Annotated in this window: 15 protein-coding genes and 1 other RNA gene; 11 read left to right on the forward strand and 5 right to left on the reverse strand. The window is 63.4% G+C overall.

Annotated elements, in window-relative coordinates; genetic code table 11:
- Positions 1-19: 19 nt before the first annotated feature.
- Both FJ426_RS01350 and ffs read right to left on the reverse strand, forming a co-directional pair.
- Entirely contained in the window at positions 20-1852 is a 1833-nt protein-coding gene (locus tag FJ426_RS01350; protein WP_140559691.1) for a DNA polymerase III subunit gamma/tau, read from the reverse strand.
- A gap of 105 nt (positions 1853-1957) precedes the next feature.
- Positions 1958-2054: signal recognition particle sRNA small type (gene ffs / locus FJ426_RS01355), an RNA gene on the reverse strand.
- Positions 2055-2199: 145 nt separating this feature from the next.
- Between ffs and FJ426_RS01360 the strand changes: the two genes are divergently transcribed.
- Genes FJ426_RS01360 through FJ426_RS01370 form a run of 3 tightly spaced genes read left to right on the forward strand, consistent with a single transcriptional unit; the run spans position 2200 to position 3931 of the window.
- Complete coding sequence (locus FJ426_RS01360; protein WP_140556749.1) at positions 2200-2619, forward strand: HIT family protein; 420 nt, start codon at positions 2200-2202, stop codon at positions 2617-2619.
- Positions 2620-2670: 51 nt separating this feature from the next.
- On the forward strand, positions 2671-3612 hold the full coding sequence (nudC, locus tag FJ426_RS01365; RefSeq protein WP_140496871.1) for an NAD(+) diphosphatase: 942 nt from the start codon (positions 2671-2673) through the stop codon (positions 3610-3612).
- A 19-nt stretch (positions 3613-3631) separates the two neighbouring features.
- Positions 3632-3931, forward strand: coding sequence for a Dabb family protein (locus FJ426_RS01370; protein WP_140496873.1), 300 nt, complete (start codon positions 3632-3634; stop codon positions 3929-3931).
- 1 nt (position 3932) lies between these two features.
- Here FJ426_RS01370 and FJ426_RS01375 read toward each other — a convergent pair whose 3' ends face one another.
- Positions 3933-4796: a prephenate dehydratase gene (locus tag FJ426_RS01375; RefSeq protein ID WP_140513110.1), complete on the reverse strand. Its 864-nt coding sequence runs from the start codon at positions 4794-4796 to the stop codon at positions 3933-3935.
- Positions 4797-4831: 35 nt separating this feature from the next.
- Complete coding sequence (locus tag FJ426_RS01380) at positions 4832-5560, reverse strand: 3-deoxy-manno-octulosonate cytidylyltransferase (RefSeq protein WP_140523806.1); 729 nt, start codon at positions 5558-5560, stop codon at positions 4832-4834.
- A gap of 191 nt (positions 5561-5751) precedes the next feature.
- Between FJ426_RS01380 and FJ426_RS01385 the strand changes: the two genes are divergently transcribed.
- From FJ426_RS01385 to FJ426_RS01415, 7 genes are all read left to right on the forward strand, one after another.
- Entirely contained in the window at positions 5752-6453 is a 702-nt protein-coding gene (locus FJ426_RS01385) for a cytochrome c family protein (RefSeq protein ID WP_140496880.1), read from the forward strand.
- Between the two features lie 165 nt (positions 6454-6618).
- A complete protein-coding gene (locus FJ426_RS01390; RefSeq protein WP_140559692.1) occupies positions 6619-8496 on the forward strand; it encodes an extracellular solute-binding protein in 1878 nt (625 codons plus the stop codon).
- The gene (locus tag FJ426_RS01395; protein ID WP_140559693.1) at positions 8496-10364 is read left to right on the forward strand and encodes an extracellular solute-binding protein; all 1869 of its coding nucleotides are present in this window, start codon (positions 8496-8498) and stop codon (positions 10362-10364) included. Before FJ426_RS01390 ends, FJ426_RS01395 begins: the two co-directional genes overlap by 1 nt.
- 168 nt (positions 10365-10532) lie before the next feature.
- Complete coding sequence (locus tag FJ426_RS01400; protein WP_140496886.1) at positions 10533-11627, forward strand: microcin C ABC transporter permease YejB; 1095 nt, start codon at positions 10533-10535, stop codon at positions 11625-11627.
- Positions 11627-12772: an ABC transporter permease gene (locus FJ426_RS01405; protein WP_140523799.1), complete on the forward strand. Its 1146-nt coding sequence runs from the start codon at positions 11627-11629 to the stop codon at positions 12770-12772. Before FJ426_RS01400 ends, FJ426_RS01405 begins: the two co-directional genes overlap by 1 nt.
- The gene (locus FJ426_RS01410; RefSeq protein WP_140513100.1) at positions 12769-14400 is read left to right on the forward strand and encodes an ABC transporter ATP-binding protein; all 1632 of its coding nucleotides are present in this window, start codon (positions 12769-12771) and stop codon (positions 14398-14400) included. The genes FJ426_RS01405 and FJ426_RS01410 overlap by 4 nt, the downstream gene beginning before the upstream one ends.
- A gap of 86 nt (positions 14401-14486) precedes the next feature.
- On the forward strand, positions 14487-15428 hold the full coding sequence (locus tag FJ426_RS01415) for a glyoxylate/hydroxypyruvate reductase A (RefSeq protein WP_140496893.1): 942 nt from the start codon (positions 14487-14489) through the stop codon (positions 15426-15428).
- A 48-nt stretch (positions 15429-15476) separates the two neighbouring features.
- On the opposite strand, the gene FJ426_RS01420 is transcribed toward FJ426_RS01415, so the two are convergent.
- Entirely contained in the window at positions 15477-15836 is a 360-nt protein-coding gene (locus tag FJ426_RS01420) for a hypothetical protein (RefSeq protein ID WP_140559694.1), read from the reverse strand.
- A 186-nt stretch (positions 15837-16022) separates the two neighbouring features.
- Here FJ426_RS01420 and FJ426_RS01425 point away from each other — a divergent pair, with 186 nt between their 5' ends.
- Positions 16023-17033, forward strand: a complete 1011-nt coding sequence (locus tag FJ426_RS01425) for a ligase-associated DNA damage response exonuclease (protein ID WP_140496897.1) — start codon at positions 16023-16025, stop codon at positions 17031-17033.
- The last annotated feature ends 3 nt before the right edge of the window (positions 17034-17036 follow it).

The following is a 17036-nucleotide window of genomic DNA, read 5'->3' on the forward strand; positions in this document are numbered from 1 at the left end:
TTGCAGAGTCGTGGTTTCGTCAGGGTTCGTCGTCGTCCGCCGGCGGCTCGACCGGCACTTCGGCTTCGACCGCGTCGGCTTCCGGCGCGTCGGGGATGCGCACGTCGATGATCCTGGCGCCGGGAAAACGCGCCAGGATGGCGGCGACCGTCGGATCGCTCTTGGCGTCGAGCAAAGCGTTCTCGCGCCTGGTCGATTCCATTTCGGCCAGCGTCTGGCCGCCCTCTTCCTTCGACAGCGACACCAGCCAGTTGCGACCGGTCCAGGCGCGCAGCTTGGTCGTCAAATCGTTAAGCAGCATTTTGGGCGCATCGTCGGTCAGGCTGACGTCGATGCGGCCGGGCTCGATGCGCACGAGGCGGATGCAGCGCTTGACCAGCACCTTGAAGGCGATGTCGCGCTGCGCGTCGGCAAGGGCGACAATATCGGCCAGCGATTTCAGCGGTATTGGCTGCGCCTCCGGCGCCGGCTGCACAGGCGCAATGAAGGCGGCCGGAGCGGGCGCGGCTTCCACCAGCCGCATGGTCTGCGCGCCGCCCGACCCGCCGGGCATGCGCGCCTGCGCCACTGCGCTGGCGCCGTTGCCACCAGGAGCGCCGCCATTACCGGGGCTCGCCGGCGCGCCGTTCGAACGCGGCGCGGCGCCCGGCGCCGGCAGGCCGTTCTCCAGCGATCTCAATGCTTCGTCCAGCGTCGGCAGGTCGGCCGCATGCGCCAGCCGGATCAGCACCATCTCGGCGGCACTTACAGGGCGGTTGGACGACTGCACCTCCGGGATGCCCTTGAGCAGCATCTGCCACGTCCGCGACAGCACCTTGATCGAGAGCGTCCGCGCGAAATCGGCGCCGCGCTCGCGCTCGTCCTGCGACAGCGCCGCGTCGTCGGCGGCGGCCGGAACGAAACGCAGCCGGGTGACGAGATGGTTGAATTCGGCAAGGTCTGTCAGCACGGCGGCCGGATCGGCGCCGGTGTCGTATTGCGCGCGCAATTCCGCCAGTGCCGCGGCAACGTCACCCTTCATGACATGTTCGAACAAATCGACGACGCGGGCGCGATCGGCGAGACCCAGCATCGCGCGCACGGCTTCGGCGCTGACCGCACCGCCGCCATGCGCGATGGCCTGGTCGAAAATCGATTGAGCATCGCGCATCGACCCCTCGGCCGCGCGCGCGATCATTGCCAGCGCGTCGTCTTCCGCCTCGATGCCTTCCAGGCCCGCTATCCGGGCGAGATCAGCCTTCACCACAGCCGCATCGATGCGCCTCAGGTCAAAGCGCTGGCAGCGCGACAGCACGGTGATCGGCACCTTGCGGATTTCGGTGGTGGCGAAGATGAACTTGACGTGCGGCGGCGGCTCTTCCAGCGTCTTCAACAGGCCGTTGAAGGCCTGCGTCGACAGCATGTGCACTTCGTCGATGATGTAGACCTTGTAGCGGGCCGAGACCGGCGCGTAGCGCACCCGTTCGATGATGTCCCTGATATCATCGATGCCGGTGTGCGAGGCGGCATCCATCTCGATGACGTCGACATGGCGGCCTTCCATGATCGCCTGGCAGTGCTCGCCGAGCACGGCAAGGTCGACGGAAGGCTGGTCGATTGTTGCCGTTTTATAATTCAGGGCCCGCGCGAGAATGCGCGCCGTCGTGGTCTTGCCGACGCCGCGCACGCCGGTCAACATCCAGGCCTGGGCGATGCGGCCGGTGGCGAAAGCGTTGGTGAGCGTGCGCACCATCGGCTCCTGGCCGACCAGTTCGGAGAAATTCGCCGGACGGTACTTGCGCGCCAGCACGCGATAGGCGCCAGCCTTGCCTATCTCCAGGCTTTTTGGTCCCGAATTTCCGGCTTCGCTCATTCGCCCGCAAAACTCCAAATGGCCGCGCCAAAAGGCGGCCGATTCCTGCGCATAGTTTCGCCCGCGCTGCAATGCGTCGTCAACGTCGCGAGAAGGGCCGATGAGGTGGGAGGCTGGAACAATGACCCGTTCCGGGCTCGTTAGGGCTGCTTCCTTCCGGACCTGACCCGGTTGGCGAGTGGATCGTCCACCACCAACCTCCCGCCGTCCATATCGGCAATTCGGCGACGAAATGCAAGGGCGCAGGCAAATCGGCTGCACCAGCCACGAGATTCGCTTGCAGCCTCGATGCAGCCGCTCTAGCGTTCATGACTCTGAGGAAAACACCAAAAGCAAGGGAAACGCCGATGCTGCCGGGCCTGAAGGCCGGATTCACGCTGGATACCCGGCTGGAGGCGGACAGCGAGCAGTTGATGTGGCTTGGGCTGTGTGAACTGCGCGTGATGAACGACCGCCGCTGGCCATGGCTGCTTCTGGTGCCGCAGCGGCCGGGCGTGGAGGAAATCCACGACATGACGCCACTCGACCAGACAATGCTGACCTTCGAGACCAATATGGTGGCGCAGGCGCTGAAGAAGGTGACCGGCTGCACCAAGATCAACACCGGCGCGCTCGGCAACATCGTGCGCCAGCTGCACATCCACGTCATCGCCCGTTCGGAAGGCGATCCCGGCTGGCCCGGCCCGGTGTGGGGACACGGCCTGCGCGAGCCCTATCAGCGCTCCGAGCTGCGCCGGTTTGCCGAAACGATAAGGGCGGCGCTATAAGCCTTCCCGTGTCCATCCCGAACGTGTCCATCCCGAACGCCCAGAGTCCGCATGAGCTTTAGCCTGTTTGACGCGCCCTTGCGCGAGCCGAGCCAATTCGTCGGCTTCGCCGGCAACAGTATCGACCGACAATCCGAGAACCGCGCCGACGATTCGGTCGACAAAGCGCTCGCCGATCCTGGAACCAGGCTGCTTTTGATGCAGGGCGGCCGGCTCTACCTGAAGGTTCGTGACGGCAGCTTCGACCCCTGGTTCGGCGTCGCCGAAAGCCTGCCCTTCCAGACCTTGCCCGGCAGCGGCGTGCTGCTCGGATTCTCCGACCAGGGCCCGGTGCTGGCGGTGACCGCCGGCCTCGAGCCGGAACAGCTTCCCGAAACGGTCAAGGCCATCGACTACCGCTCGGTCTATATGCAAGGCCTGATCGACGAAGCGGCCGCCGGAGCGATGGCGCAGGGCGCCGCGCTGCTCGCCTGGCACGCCAGCCATCGTTTCTGCAGCAAATGCGGGACCGAGTCACAAATGCGGGCCGGCGGCTACAAGCGCCATTGCCCGAATTGCGGCACCGAGCATTTTCCGCGCACCGATCCGGTGGCGATCATGCTGACGGCGACGCGCGAGAAATGCCTGCTCGGGCGCGGCCGGCATTTCGCGCCGGGCATGTACTCCGCCCTTGCCGGCTTCATCGAGCCGGGCGAGACGATCGAGGCGGCGGTGCGCCGCGAGACGCTGGAGGAGGCCGGCATCCGGCTCGGCCGCGTCGTCTACCACGCCAGCCAGCCCTGGCCATTCCCCTATTCGCTGATGATCGGCTGCTTCGGCGAGCCGCTCAATGAAGACATCCAGGCCGACCTCAACGAGTTGGAAGACTGCCGCTGGTTCTTGCGCGACGAGGTGCGCCTGATGCTGGCCAGGGAGCATCCGGGCAATCTGATCACGCCGCCGAAGGGAGCCATAGCGCATCACCTGATCCGCGCCTGGGTCGACAGCGAATAAGGGAAATCAGGAGAGGGAAATGATCCGCCATACCGTCGTGTTCACGCTGAAGCATCCGCCGCACTCGCTGGAGGAAAAAAGGTTCCTGGTCGACGCCAGGAAAATCCTCTCGGCGATCAGGGGCGTCACCCATTTCGAACAGCTGCGTCAGGTCAGCCCCAAGAACGACTACCAGTTCGGCTTCTCCATGGAATTCGCCGACCAGGCCGCCTATACCAGGTACAACGACCATCCCGACCACGTCGCCTTCGTGCGCGACCGCTGGATTCCTGAAGTCGAGACCTTCATGGAGATCGACTATGTGCCCCTTGGCTGGTAGCTCAATCCGCTACCTTCCACTGCTCGCGTGACTCACTCGCCGGATAGACGCCGAGGATCCGCACCTCGCGCGAGAAGAAGCGAAGCTCGTCCAGCGCCAGCTTGACCAGGGGATCGTCGGGGTGGCCCTCGATGTCGGCGTAGAACAGTGTCGCCGTGAAGGCGCCGAGCTGGTAGCTCTCGAGCTTGGTCATGTTGATGCCGTTGGTGGCGAAACCGCCCATCGCCTTGTAGAGGGCGGCCGGCACGTTGCGGACGCGGAAGATGAAGGTCGTCATCATCTTGGCGTCAAGCGACGGGCGTTCGGCCCACTGCTTGTTCTTGGTCAGGACGACGAAGCGCGTGACGTTGGAATCGGTGTCCTCGACATTCTCCTCGATGATGTCTAGGCCGTAGAGCGTTGCGGCCAATGCCGGGGACAGGGCGGCCATGGTGCGGTCCTTGACCTCGGAGACCATCTTGGCCGCGCCCGCCGTGTCGCCGGCGACAACCGCCTTCCAGCCATTTTTGCGGACGTATTTGCGGCACTGGCCGAGCGCATGGATGTGGCTGTGCACGGTTTTGATCTCGTCACGCCTCACACCTGGCAGCACCATCAGCTGGAAATGGATGGGCAGGAAATATTCGCCGACGATGTGCAGCCTCGATTCCGGCAGCAGATGGTGAATGTCGGCGACGCGCCCGGCGATGGTGTTCTCGATCGGGATCATGGCGAGATCGGCCTTGCCGGTCTCGACCGCGTTGAACGCGTCCTCGAAGGTCGGGCATGGCAAAGGCTGCATCGAGGGATAGACGTTACGGCAGGCGGTGTCGGAATTGGCTCCGGGCTCGCCCTGGAAGGATATTCTGTTGGTCTTTTCAGGCATGGCCAATTCTCGTTGAAGGGGTGTCGGTTCGGCGCTCAGTTTGAAAGGATCGTTCTGGCCCGTTCCAGGTCTTGCGGCGTGTCGACGCCGAGCGGCAGCGACCGCACGATCTCGGCGTCGATGCGCATGCCGGCTTCCAGCGCCCGCAACTGCTCCAGCCGCTCGCGGCGCTCCAGCGGCGACGGCTTGAGCGCCACGAAGCGCTCGAGCGCCGAGCGGCGATAGGCATAGAGGCCGATGTGATGATAGAGAGCGCCCTCGCCCCAGGGCGCGGTGGCGCGGGTGAAATAAAGCGCCCTCAGCCTGGTGGCCGACAATGGCGAGCCAACGATCTTGACGACGTTGGGATTGGTCTTTTCCTCGTCGCGCTCGATCTCGACGCCGAGCGTGGCGATGTCCACCGCCCTGTCCTCGAACGGCCTGAGCGAGGCCACGATGATCGCGGGATCGATGGTCGGCAGGTCACCCTGCACATTGACGATGGTTTCGACCTTGTTTGCCGGATCCAGCACCGTCAGGGCCTCGAATATCCGGTCCGAACCCGATTCGTGGTCCGAGCGCGTCATCACCGCCTCGAAACCATGCGCGCGCACCGCTTCCGCCACGCCTTGCGTGTCGGTCGCCACCACCACACGGCCAAGCCCGGCCTCGGCGGCGCGGCGCGCGACATGGACGATCATCGGGGCGCCGGCAATGTCGGCCAGCGGCTTGCCCGGGAGCCGGGTCGAGGCCATGCGGGCGGGGATCAGGATCAAGGTGGACATCGGTTTGGCGGGCGTTCGAAACGAGGAGGGGAAAGTGGCAAAAGGTCTCACTGGAAGCGCCCTTATAGGTGTTGCAACGCCGGAGCAAAAGACCTAGTTTCCGCGCGATTTGACCGGCTCTGGAGGGCAGGTCTCGATACCGACGGACGGAGTGGACGGATCGGTCCGCCGGAAAAGGGAGCAAGGGGCGTATGGATTCCAACGAAGTCAACAAGCTGCTCGCCGGATTGCTCGGAACCGTTTTCGTGGTGTTCTCGGTCGGCATCGTGTCGGACGCGCTGTTTGCCTCGCCCGCTCCGGAAAAGCCCGGCTTCGCCATCGAGGCCGCCGAGCCCGCCGAGGGCGGCCCCGCCGCTCCGGCAGCCGCCGAAAAGCCGATCGCGGATCTTCTGGCCAACGCAAGTGCCGAACAGGGCGCTGCCATCTTCAAGAAATGCCAGGCCTGCCACTCCGGCGAGAAGGGCGGCCCCAACAAGGTCGGCCCGGATTTGTGGGATCTCATCGACCGCCCGGTCGCCGAGCATGAGGGCTTCGCCTATTCGGCCGGCATGAAGGAGTTTTCCAAGGGCGGCACAGAGAAGTGGACCTACGACAACATCAACCACTTCATCACCTCGCCGAAAAAATTCGTGAAAGGCACGGCGATGGGCTTTGCCGGCCTGCCGAAGGAAGAAGACCGCGCCAACGTCATCGCCTATCTGCGCACGCTGTCGGACAATCCCAAGCCGCTGCCCGCGCCGGGCGCTGCCGCCGATGCATCCGCCCCCGCCAAGCCCGCCGAAGGGGCCGCACCGGCCAAGCCGGCCGAAGGCGCAGCTCCTGCCAAGCCAGCGGCGCCTGCGGCTCCCGCCGCACCAGCTCCGGCCGCCCCGGCACCGGCGCCTGCTCAATAAATCGGATATAGTCTCGACGACCTTGAAAAAGCCGGGTTCTGCCCGGCTTTTTCGTTAGGAAAACCGCCTCTACGGCGACAAAGCCGCGCATGGCGGTTTTCACGCGCGGCAAATCATCTAGATTGCCTTTCTGGATGATGGCACGCATCGCGAAGAGGACAGTGGATGACGCTTGGCCGAGTGCTTCTCAAATCGTTGCTGGCGGCGGCCCTGCTGGCCGCGGGGTTGCAGGCGGCCCTGGCCGATGAGTGGCGCACCACCTCATCGCTGATCGGCGAATCCAAATATGGCGACAATTTCCAGCACTACGACTACGTGAACCCCAACGCACCCAAAGGCGGCACGCTGAATTCGGTGGTACTGGGCACTTTCGACAGCTTCAATCCCTATATCGTGCAGGGTTCACCGGCCGCCGGCCTGGTCGGGTTCGGCGGCGGCCTGCTCTACGACACGCTGATGGAGCAGGCGACCGACGAAGGCAGTGTCAGCCATCCGCTGATCGCCGACGCCTACAAATACCCGGCCGACTTTTCCTCGGCGACTTACCGGCTCGACCCCCGCGCGAAATGGCATGACGGCCAGCCTATCACCGTCGACGACGTGATCTGGTCATTCCAGGTGCTGAAGGCGAACAGCCCGATGTACAGCCGCTATTTCGAGAATGTCACGGATGCCGTGGCCGTCTCGGATCGCGAAGTCGAGTTTCATTTCAGCCAGAAGGGCAACCGCGAGCTGCCTAAAATCCTGGGTGACCTCGCCGTGCTACCGAAACATTGGTGGGAAGGCACGGATGCCAACGGCAAGAAGCGCGACGTCACCAGGCCGACGCTGGAGCCGCCGCTCGGCTCCGCCGCCTACAAGATCGCCAGCTTCAAGCCTGGCTCGGAAATCGTCTGGCAGCGCGTGCCGGACTATTGGGGTGCCAAGCTGCCGGTGAAGGTCGGCCGCGAGAATTTCGACAGGCAGCGTTTCACCTACATCCTTGATGACAATGCCGCCTGGCAGGCCTTCACCAAAGGCGGACTTGACGACATCAAACCGGAAAACAGTTCGAAGCGCTGGAAGACATTCTATGATTTCCCGGCGGTCAAGGCCGGCGATGTCATCAAGCAGGAATTCAAGACCACCTCGCCAGAGCCGATGCAGGCTTTCATGCTCAACCAGAGGCGCCCGCTGTTCCAGGACCGCCTGGTGCGGGCCGCGCTGACCTATCCTTTCGACTTCGAGACGATGAACCGTACGCTGTTCTACGGGTTCAACACCCGCACCAGCAGCTATTTCCAGGGAACTGAACTGGCCTCCAGCGGCTTGCCGCAAGGCAAGGAGCTGGAAATTCTTGAACAGTATCGCGACAAGCTGCCGCCCGAACTGTTCACCCAGGAATTCAAGCTGCCGGTCTACGATTCGCCGCAGGCCGAGCGGAAATACCTGAAGCAGGCAGTCGACCTCTTCGCCAAGGCTGGATGGGTGATCAAGGGCGGCAAGATGATCAATGCCAAGACCGGCGAGCCGTTCAAGTTCGAGATACTCGGCTGGAACGACACCGACCAAGTCATCTCCAGCCCCTATATCGCCAATCTGCGCAAGATCGGCGTCGACGCCACGTTGCGCATCATCGACCAGACCCAGTACGTCAACCGCGTCAACAATTTCGACTACGATGTCATTATCGGGCAACTCGGCCAGTCGGAATCGCCTGGCAATGAGCAGCGCGACTTCTGGAGTTCCAAGGCCGCCGACAGGCCGGGATCGCGCAACTACGCCGGCATCAAGAACCCGGTCGTCGATGCCCTGGTCGATCGCATCATCTTCGCCACCGACCGCGAGGACCTGGTTGCCGCCACCCACGCGCTCGACCGCGTGCTGCTGTGGAACTACTACGTCGTGCCGCAGTACTATCGAGCCGTGGTCTGGCTGGCTTACTGGAACAAATTCGGCATTCCCGCCAAACAGCCGAGCTATATCGGCGCCGACCAGAATTCCTGGTGGATCGATCCGGAGAAGGAAAAGGCGCTGGCGGCCAAATACAAGGGCAACAATTGATGGCGGTGCTGCCCCGTCGCGATTTCCTGGGCCTGGGCAGTGCCGCCGCTGTCGCCGCCCTGTTGCCCGGAAAAGCCTTTGCCAATATTGCGACCGGCACCAAACTGCACGGCCTGTCCGCCTACGGCGACCTCAAATACAAACCGGATTTCACGCATTTCGACTACGTCAATCCGGATGCACCCAAGGGCGGCCAGATGAATTTCGCGCCGCCGAACGGCACGCTCAACCAAAGCTTCCTGACCTTCAACACGTTGAATTCCCTGGTATTGAAAGGAGATGCGCCGCCGCGCACCGAACTCTGTTTCGATTCCTTGATGGCAAGCGCGCTCGACGAGCCGGATGCGGTCTACGGCCTGCTTGCCGAGTCTGTCACCTTGTCGCAAGACCGCAACGGCTTCCGCTTCGCGCTGCGACCGCAAGCGCGTTTCCACGACGGCTCGCCGCTGACCGCCGAAGACGTCGTCTTCGCGTTGAAGCTTTACAAAGAGCAAGGGCATCCGAACCTTTCCCAGGCGTTGCGGTATATGACCGACGCGGTCGCCGAGGATCCGCTCACCCTCAACCTTACCTTCAACGGCGAACAGTCCGCGCAAAACATCCTCAGGATCGTGGCGATGCCGATCGTGTCCAAGGCCTTTTATGCGGCCAATGATTTCAATGCTTCGACGATGACGCCGCCGCTCGGCTCGGGACCATACAAAATGGGGCGAGTGGCCGCGGGACAGACAGTCGAATATGAGCGCGTGGCCGACTATTGGGGCCGCGACCTCCCGGTGAACCGCGGCCAGTATAATTTCGACCGTATCCGCATCGACTTCTATCTCGACCGGCAGGCGGCGTTCGAAGCCTTCAAGAAGGGTGACACGCATTTTCGCGAGGAGTTTACCGCGCGGGTCTGGGCGACCGGCTACGATTTTCCGGCGCTCAAGGACGGCAAGGTCGTCAAACGGGAATTTCCCGGCGAGAAGACGCCAGACATGCAGGGCGTCGCACTGAACCAGCGTCGTGCGCAATTCCGCGATGAGCGGGTGCGACGGGCGATCGCCCGGTGTTTCGATTTCGAATGGATGAAGCGGGCGTTGTTTTATGGCTCTTACGAGCGCTCTCAATCGAACTTCGAACGGTCGGATTACAAGGCCGAAGGCTTGCCCTCGCCTGAGGAATTGGTCCTGCTGGAGCCATTCCGGGCCGAGTTGCCACCGGAGGTTTTTGGCGAAGCCGTGACGCAGCCTCTGTCCGACGGGTCAGGCCATGACCGCAAGCTGCTGGGCGAGGCTTCGAGATTGCTCGCGCAAGCCGGCTGGAAGCGGGCGGGCAATTTCGTCGTCAACGACAAGGGCGAGCGGCTGCGGGTGGAAATGCTGACGGAGGATGACGGCATCGTTCGCATCTACACCCCATGGTCCGAGAATATGAAGGCGATCGGGATCGACGCTTCGATCCGGCAGGTCGATTCGGCGCAATATGAACAGCGGCAGAGCGATTTCGACTTCGATCTTACCGTGCTGCATTGGTCGATCGGGGCGACGCCGACTGATGACAGCCTGGAGATGCTCTATGATTCTCGAATGGCGAAAATCCCGGGGCAGCGCAACTACCCCGGAACAGAAAGCAAGGCCATCGACGCGTTGATCGTGGCAGCCGGCAAGGCGCGAAGCCGGTCCGAACTCGTCACCGCGCTCAGAGCGCTCGATCGGGTCTTGCGCGCGCGGCTGGACTGGATTCCAACATACTATCTGGCGAATCACCGCGTCGCCTATTGGGACATGTTCGGCTTCGTCGAGCAAAAGCCTGATTTCGGCTTTCCGGTCGAGACGCTGTGGTGGTTCGACAAGGGCAAGGCGGCAAAAATTGGCAAAGGCTGAATTTCTTGCGGGCGTAAGCACCGCCCCTCACCTGCCTGCCCGTCCTCCGCAGCAGCTGCGCCGCAGCTGCGGAGGGTGGACCGGCATCCTCTGCCCGTATAGTGACGGGGAAAGAGGCGCGTTCATCGACGGTTTCGCCAATCACATGCGTCGGGAGGGCACCATCTGATGGGCGCCTATATCCTGCGCCGCATCCTTTTGATGATTCCGACCCTGTTCGGCATCATGGCGATCTCGTTCGCCGTCATTCAGTTTGCCCCCGGCGGCCCGGTCGAGCAGGTCATCGCCAAGCTGACGAACCAGGGCGGCAGCGATCGTCTGGGCGGTGGCGGCGGCGATGCGGGCGGTGGTAATTTCGATGCCGCCGGCGACGTCGGTTCAAAATATCGCGGCGCGCAGGGGCTCGATCCGGAATTCATTAAGAAGCTGGAGAAGCAGTTCGGCTTCGACAAGCCGCCGCTCGAGCGCTTCGGCCTGATGCTGTGGAATTATATCCGGTTCGATTTCGGCGACAGTTATTTCCGCGACATTTCGGTGCTCAACCTGATCCTGGAAAAAATGCCGGTGTCGATCTCGATCGGGCTGTGGATCACGCTCCTGTCCTACCTGATCTCGATCCCGCTCGGCATCCGCAAGGCGGTGAAGGACGGCAGCCCCTTCGACATCTGGACCAGCGGCGTCGTCATCGTCGGCTATGCCATTCCGGGTTTCCTGTTCGGCATCATGCTGATGGTGCTGTTTGCCGGTGGTTCGTTCTGGGACTGGTTCCCGCTGCGCGGCATCGTCTCGGACAATTGGGACCAGTTGTCATGGCCGGCCAAGATCGGGGACTATCTCTGGCACATGACCTTGCCGCTGACGGCGCTGGTGCTGTCGGCCTTCGCCACGACGACGCTGCTGACCAAGAATTCCTTCCTGGAGGAAATCCGCAAGCAGTATGTGGTGACCGCCCGCGCCAAGGGCCTCTCGGAACGGCAGGTGCTCTATGGCCATGTCTTCCGCAACGCCATGCTGATCGTCATCGCCGGTTTTCCCGGCGCCTTCATCTCGGCCTTCTTCACCGGTTCGCTGCTGATCGAAAACATCTTCTCGCTCGATGGGCTCGGCCTGCTCGGCTTCCGGTCGGTGGTCGAACGCGACTATCCCGTGGTGTTCGCCAACCTCTACATCTTCTCGCTTCTCGGCCTGTTCGTCGGATTGCTGTCCGACCTCATCTACACCTGGGTCGATCCGCGCATCGATTTCGAGCGGAGAGACGTTTGATGTCGGAGGCAAGTGTTACCGCCGGGGTCGTGCCGGAGCGGATGCCGCGGCCGTTTCTGTCGCCGCTCAACAAGCGCCGCCTGCAGAACTTCAAGGCCAACCGGCGCGGCTACTGGTCGCTGTGGATCTTCCTTGTCCTGTTCGTGCTGTCGCTGTTCGCCGAATTCATCGCCAACGACAAGCCGATCATCGCCTCCTACAAGGGCGAGATCCTGTTTCCGGTGCTGGTCGCCTATCCCGAAGAGAAGTTCGGCGGCTTCTATGCCGTCACCGACTATCGCGACCCGGTGATCCAGGACGAGATCAACGCCAATGGCTGGATGATCTGGCCGCCGATCCGCTATTCATACCAGACCGTCAACAACGCCATTCCCGAAGCAGCCCCGGCCAAGCCGTCCTGGCAGTATGACGCCAAGACGCGCTGCAACCAGTACCCGCAAGGGCCTGCTGATCCGGCCTGCAGCGTCGGTAACTGGAACTGGCTGGGCACCGACGACCAGGCGCGCGACGTGCTGGCGCGGGTCATCTACGGTTTCCGTATCTCGGTGCTGTTCGGACTGATCCTGACCGCCGGCTCGGCTCTGATCGGCGTCGCGGCCGGCGCCCTACAGGGCTATTTCGGCGGCTGGACGGACCTGCTGTTCCAGCGCTTCATCGAGATATGGTCGGCTATCCCCGTGCTCTATCTCCTGCTTATCGTCGCCGCCATATTGCCGCCGGGCTTCTTCATCCTGCTCGGGCTGATGCTGCTGTTTTCCTGGGTGGCGTTGGTCGGCGTGGTGCGGGCCGAATTCCTGCGCGCGCGCAATTTCGAGTACGTCAACGCGGCGCGCGCGCTCGGCGTGCGCAACCGCACCATCATGTTCCGGCACCTGTTGCCCAACGCCATGGTGGCGACACTGACCTTCCTGCCGTTCCTGCTCTCAGGCTCGATCTCGACGCTGACCTCGCTAGACTATCTCGGTTTCGGCCTGCCGCCGGGCTCGGCCTCGCTTGGGGAATTGCTCAAGCAGGCGCAGCGCAATCTCAACGCGCCGTGGCTCGGCATTTCCGGCTTCGTCGTCATCTCGCTGATGCTGTCGCTGCTGGTCTTCGTCGGCGAAGCGACACGCGACGCCTTCGATCCGCGCAAGACGTTCCGATGAGCGAGCCTCCCCTGCTCTCGGTCCGGGACCTCAGCGTCGCCTTTGCGCAAGGCGGACAGCAGTCGCTGGCCGTCGATCACATCTCCTTCGACATCGCCAAGGGCGAGACGGTGGCGCTGGTCGGCGAATCCGGCTCCGGCAAATCGGTCTCGGCGCTGTCGGTGCTGAAGCTCTTGCCCTATCCCAGCGCAAGCCACCCCTCGGGCAGGATCCTGTTCCAGGGCGCCGACCTGCTCGCCATGAACGAGAAGCAACTGCGGCAGGTGCGCGGCAATAAGATCACCATGATCTTCCAGGAGCCGATGACCTCGCTCAATCCGCTGCACACGATCGAGCAGCAGATCGTCGAGATCCTGAAGCTGCACCAGGGCATGGCGGACCGCGCGGCCAAGGCGCGCACGCTGGCCCTGCTCAACGAGGTCGGCATCCGCGAGCCGCAGAAGCGCCTCGACGCCTATCCGCACCAGCTGTCCGGCGGCCAGCGCCAGCGCGTCATGATCGCCATGGCGCTGGCCAACGAGCCGGAACTCCTGATCGCCGACGAGCCGACGACGGCGCTCGACGTCACCGTGCAGGCGCAGATCCTCGAGCTGCTGGCCGGCTTGAAAAGCCGCAAGGGCATGTCGATGCTGTTCATCACCCATGATCTCGGCATCGTGCGCAAGATCGCCGACCGGGTGTGCGTGATGACCAAGGGCAAGATCGTCGAGATGGGGCCTACCAAGGACATCTTCGCCAATCCGCAGCACGCCTATACGCGCCATCTCCTGGCGGCCGAGCCCAAGGGCAAGCCACCCGCGGCCAACAGCGCCGCGGCACCCGTGATGACCGGCAAGGACATCAAAGTCTGGTTTCCGATCAAGCAGGGCTTCTTCCGACGCACCGTCGACCATGTGAAGGCGGTCGACGGCATCGATGTCACCGTGCGGGCCGGCCAGACGCTGGGCGTGGTTGGAGAGTCCGGGTCGGGCAAGACCACGCTCGGCCTGGCGCTGGCGCGGATGATCTCGTCGAGCGGAACCATCCAGTTCAACGGGCGCGACATCAACCAGCTCTCGTTCAACGCCATGCGCCCGCTCAGGCGCGAATTGCAGATCGTCTTCCAGGATCCTTTCGGCTCGCTGAGCCCCCGCATGTCCATCGCCGAGATCATCGAAGAAGGCTTGAAGATCCACGAGCCGAAGCTGTCGCTCGACGAGCGCGACGACAAGGTGGTCGACGTGCTGAAGGAAGTCGGGCTCGACCCGGCGACGCGCAACCGCTATCCGCACGAATTCTCCGGCGGCCAGCGCCAGCGCGTCGCCATTGCTCGCGCCATGGTGCTCAACCCGCGTTTCGTCATGCTGGACGAGCCGACCTCGGCGCTCGACATGAGCGTGCAGGCGCAGGTCGTCGACCTCCTGCGCAGCCTGCAGGCCAAGCATGACCTCGCCTATCTCTTCATCAGCCACGACCTCAAGGTCATCCGGGCCCTGGCCAACGATGTCATCGTCATGCGCAATGGCCAGATCGTCGAAGCCGGTCCTTCCGAACAGATTTTTGAAAAGCCGCAAACCGACTATACTCGGGCGCTGATCTCGGCCGCCTTCAAGATAGAAACCGCCCCGACGGGGGTCGTCAGCGAGTGACTCCTTCCTTCGCAATTCCGGACGGAAAGCCGCCTTGCGCCTTTCCCGCAATTGCTCCAAACCGAACAACAGGACAAAATCCATAAATGGAAAAAGGCAAAATCCTGCTTGCCGTCACCGGCTTTCACCCGCAGCGCTGGCGCGAACTGCTGTCCGCAGAGCGCGAGGTGGTGCTCGAGCCGGACGGCGCCAGCGATCCTTCGATCACCTATGCGGTGGTGTGGAAACAGCGGCCGAACCTGTTGGGGTCGCTGCCCAATCTGCGCGCCATCTTCTCGATCGGCGCCGGTGTCGACCACATCTTCTCCGATCCCAGCCTGCCGGACGTGCCGATCGTCAAGGTCGTCGCCGGCAACCTGGCCCAGCACATGACCGAATATGTCGTCTGGCGGGTGCTCGATCATCACCGCCAGGGCCTGCTGTACCGGTCGCAGCAGCCGAAGAAGATATGGCGCGAGCCGGCGCAGCGCACCGCTGAAGATATCTCTGTCGGCATCATGGGGCTCGGCAGTCTCGGCCGCGCGGCGGCGTCGGCGCTGCTGTCGCTCGGCTTCGCGGTCAATGGCTGGTCGCGCACCGACCGGCCGATGGAAGGTGTCGCGACCTATTGCGGCGAGGCCGGGCTGATCCCGTTCCTCAATGCCACAGACATACTGGTCGTGCTGCTGCCGCTGACGCCGGATACCAAGGGTATCATCAATTACGGCGTGCTGAAGGAATTGCGCAAGCGCAACGGTCTTGGCGGCTCGGTGCTGATCAATGCTGGTCGCGGCCGCCTGCAGAAGGATGCCGACATCGTGCGCGCGCTGGACGACGGCACGCTGAAGGAAGCGAGCCTCGACGTGTTCGAGGTCGAACCGCTGCCGAAGACCAGCCCGCTATGGGCCCATCCGAAAGTGTTCGTGACGCCGCATGCCGCGGCCACGTCCGATCCCGTCCACCTGGCGCCGATCATGCTGCGCCAGATGGACGCCTTCGAGCGGGGCGAAAAGCTGGAGAACCTGGTGGACCGCAAAGCGGGATATTAGGCCGCTGGCATGTGGTCATCGGGATCGCCTTAGACTAGGCGACCTGCGTCAGCCGGGCAGAGCGAACTTCTTCTGCTTGTCCGGCTTGCCGCAATCGCGGCGCTCGATAGACCGGTTCATGGCGTCGATCTCGCCGCTTGCCTTGTCGGCATCGCGCTTGGTCTTGGAGCGGATATCCGGAATGAACGGGCCGAAGCCCATCGCGGGGTTGGAGAATGTCGGCTTGGCCTGCTGGGTCAGATTGTATTGCCGAGCCAGGGCGTTGCGTTGCGCCAGCAACTGGCCGCAAGGCACGCTGTCATACTGCAGTGAAGACTGGACGTTTTCGTCCTGGCGCTCGGACATGGAGTTGCCGACACAGCCCGCCATAACGAGGCAAGAGGCCAAGGCCATCATGTTCCAGCGCATGGAAAATCCCTCCTTACGACACTGCCCCGACATAATCCGGCATGCGATTGGGGCTTTTTCGCAGCAGAGGCATCCGCAGGCCTCAGAGTGCGTTGCCTGACTGCTGCCCGGCGGGTGGCTGTAGGACGAGTCAGCAGTCTCTTGCAACAGGCTTCCCGCGCCCGAATTAGCCACTATCTTGGAACGATGCGCGCCAGCGACCTGCTCCATCCCCGGCCCGAGGGCCTTTACTGCCCGCCGGGCGACTTCTTCATCGACCCGGTGCGGCCGGTCAACCGGGCGCTGATCACGCACGGCCATTCCGACCACGCACGCTCCGGCCACGGCTCGGTGCTGGCGACGCAGCAGACGCTGGACATCATGAGGCTTCGCTATGGCGAGGGTTTTGCAGGCACGACACAGACGGCAGGACTGGGCGAGCGAATTGCCTTCAACGGCGTCGACATCAGCTTTCATCCGGCCGGCCATGTGCTGGGCTCGGCGCAGATCGCGGTCGTGCATCAGGGCATGCGCATCGTCGCCTCCGGCGACTACAAGCGGCAGCAGGACGCGACATGCCTGCCGTTCGAGCCAATCGCGTGCGATGTGTTCATCACCGAGGCAACCTTCGGCCTGCCGGTGTTTCGCCACCCGCCGGACGAGGAGGAGATCGCGCGGCTCCTGAAATCGGCGGCGCAGTTCCCCGAACGCTCGCATCTCATCGGAGCCTACGCGCTGGGCAAGGCGCAACGGGTGATGCGTCTGTTGCGCGACGCCGGCTACGACAGGCCGATCTATATCCACGGCGCGCTGGCCAAGCTCAGCGACTATTACCAGAGCCAGGGCATCGATCTCGGCACGCTGGAGCCGGCGACAGTGGAGAGCGCCAGCAAGGATGATTTCACCGGCGCCATCGTCGTCGGTCCGCCGGCCGCCTTCGCCGATCGCTGGGCGAGGCGCTTTCCCGATCCGATCTCCTGCTTCGCCTCGGGCTGGATGCGCATCCGCCAGCGCGCCAAGCAGGGCGGCGTCGAGCTGCCGCTGATCATTTCGGATCATGCCGACTGGGACGAACTGACCGCCACGATCAAGGAGACCGGCGCAGAGGAAATCTGGGTGACACACGGCCGCGAGGAGGCGCTGGTGCGCTGGTGCGAACTCGAAGGCATCGCGGCGCGGCCACTGCATCTGGTGGGGTATGAGGACGAGGGCGATTGATGG

Origin of the sequence: Mesorhizobium sp. B2-6-4 (assembly GCF_006441495.1) — a bacterium.
Lineage (GTDB): Bacteria > Pseudomonadota > Alphaproteobacteria > Rhizobiales > Rhizobiaceae > Mesorhizobium.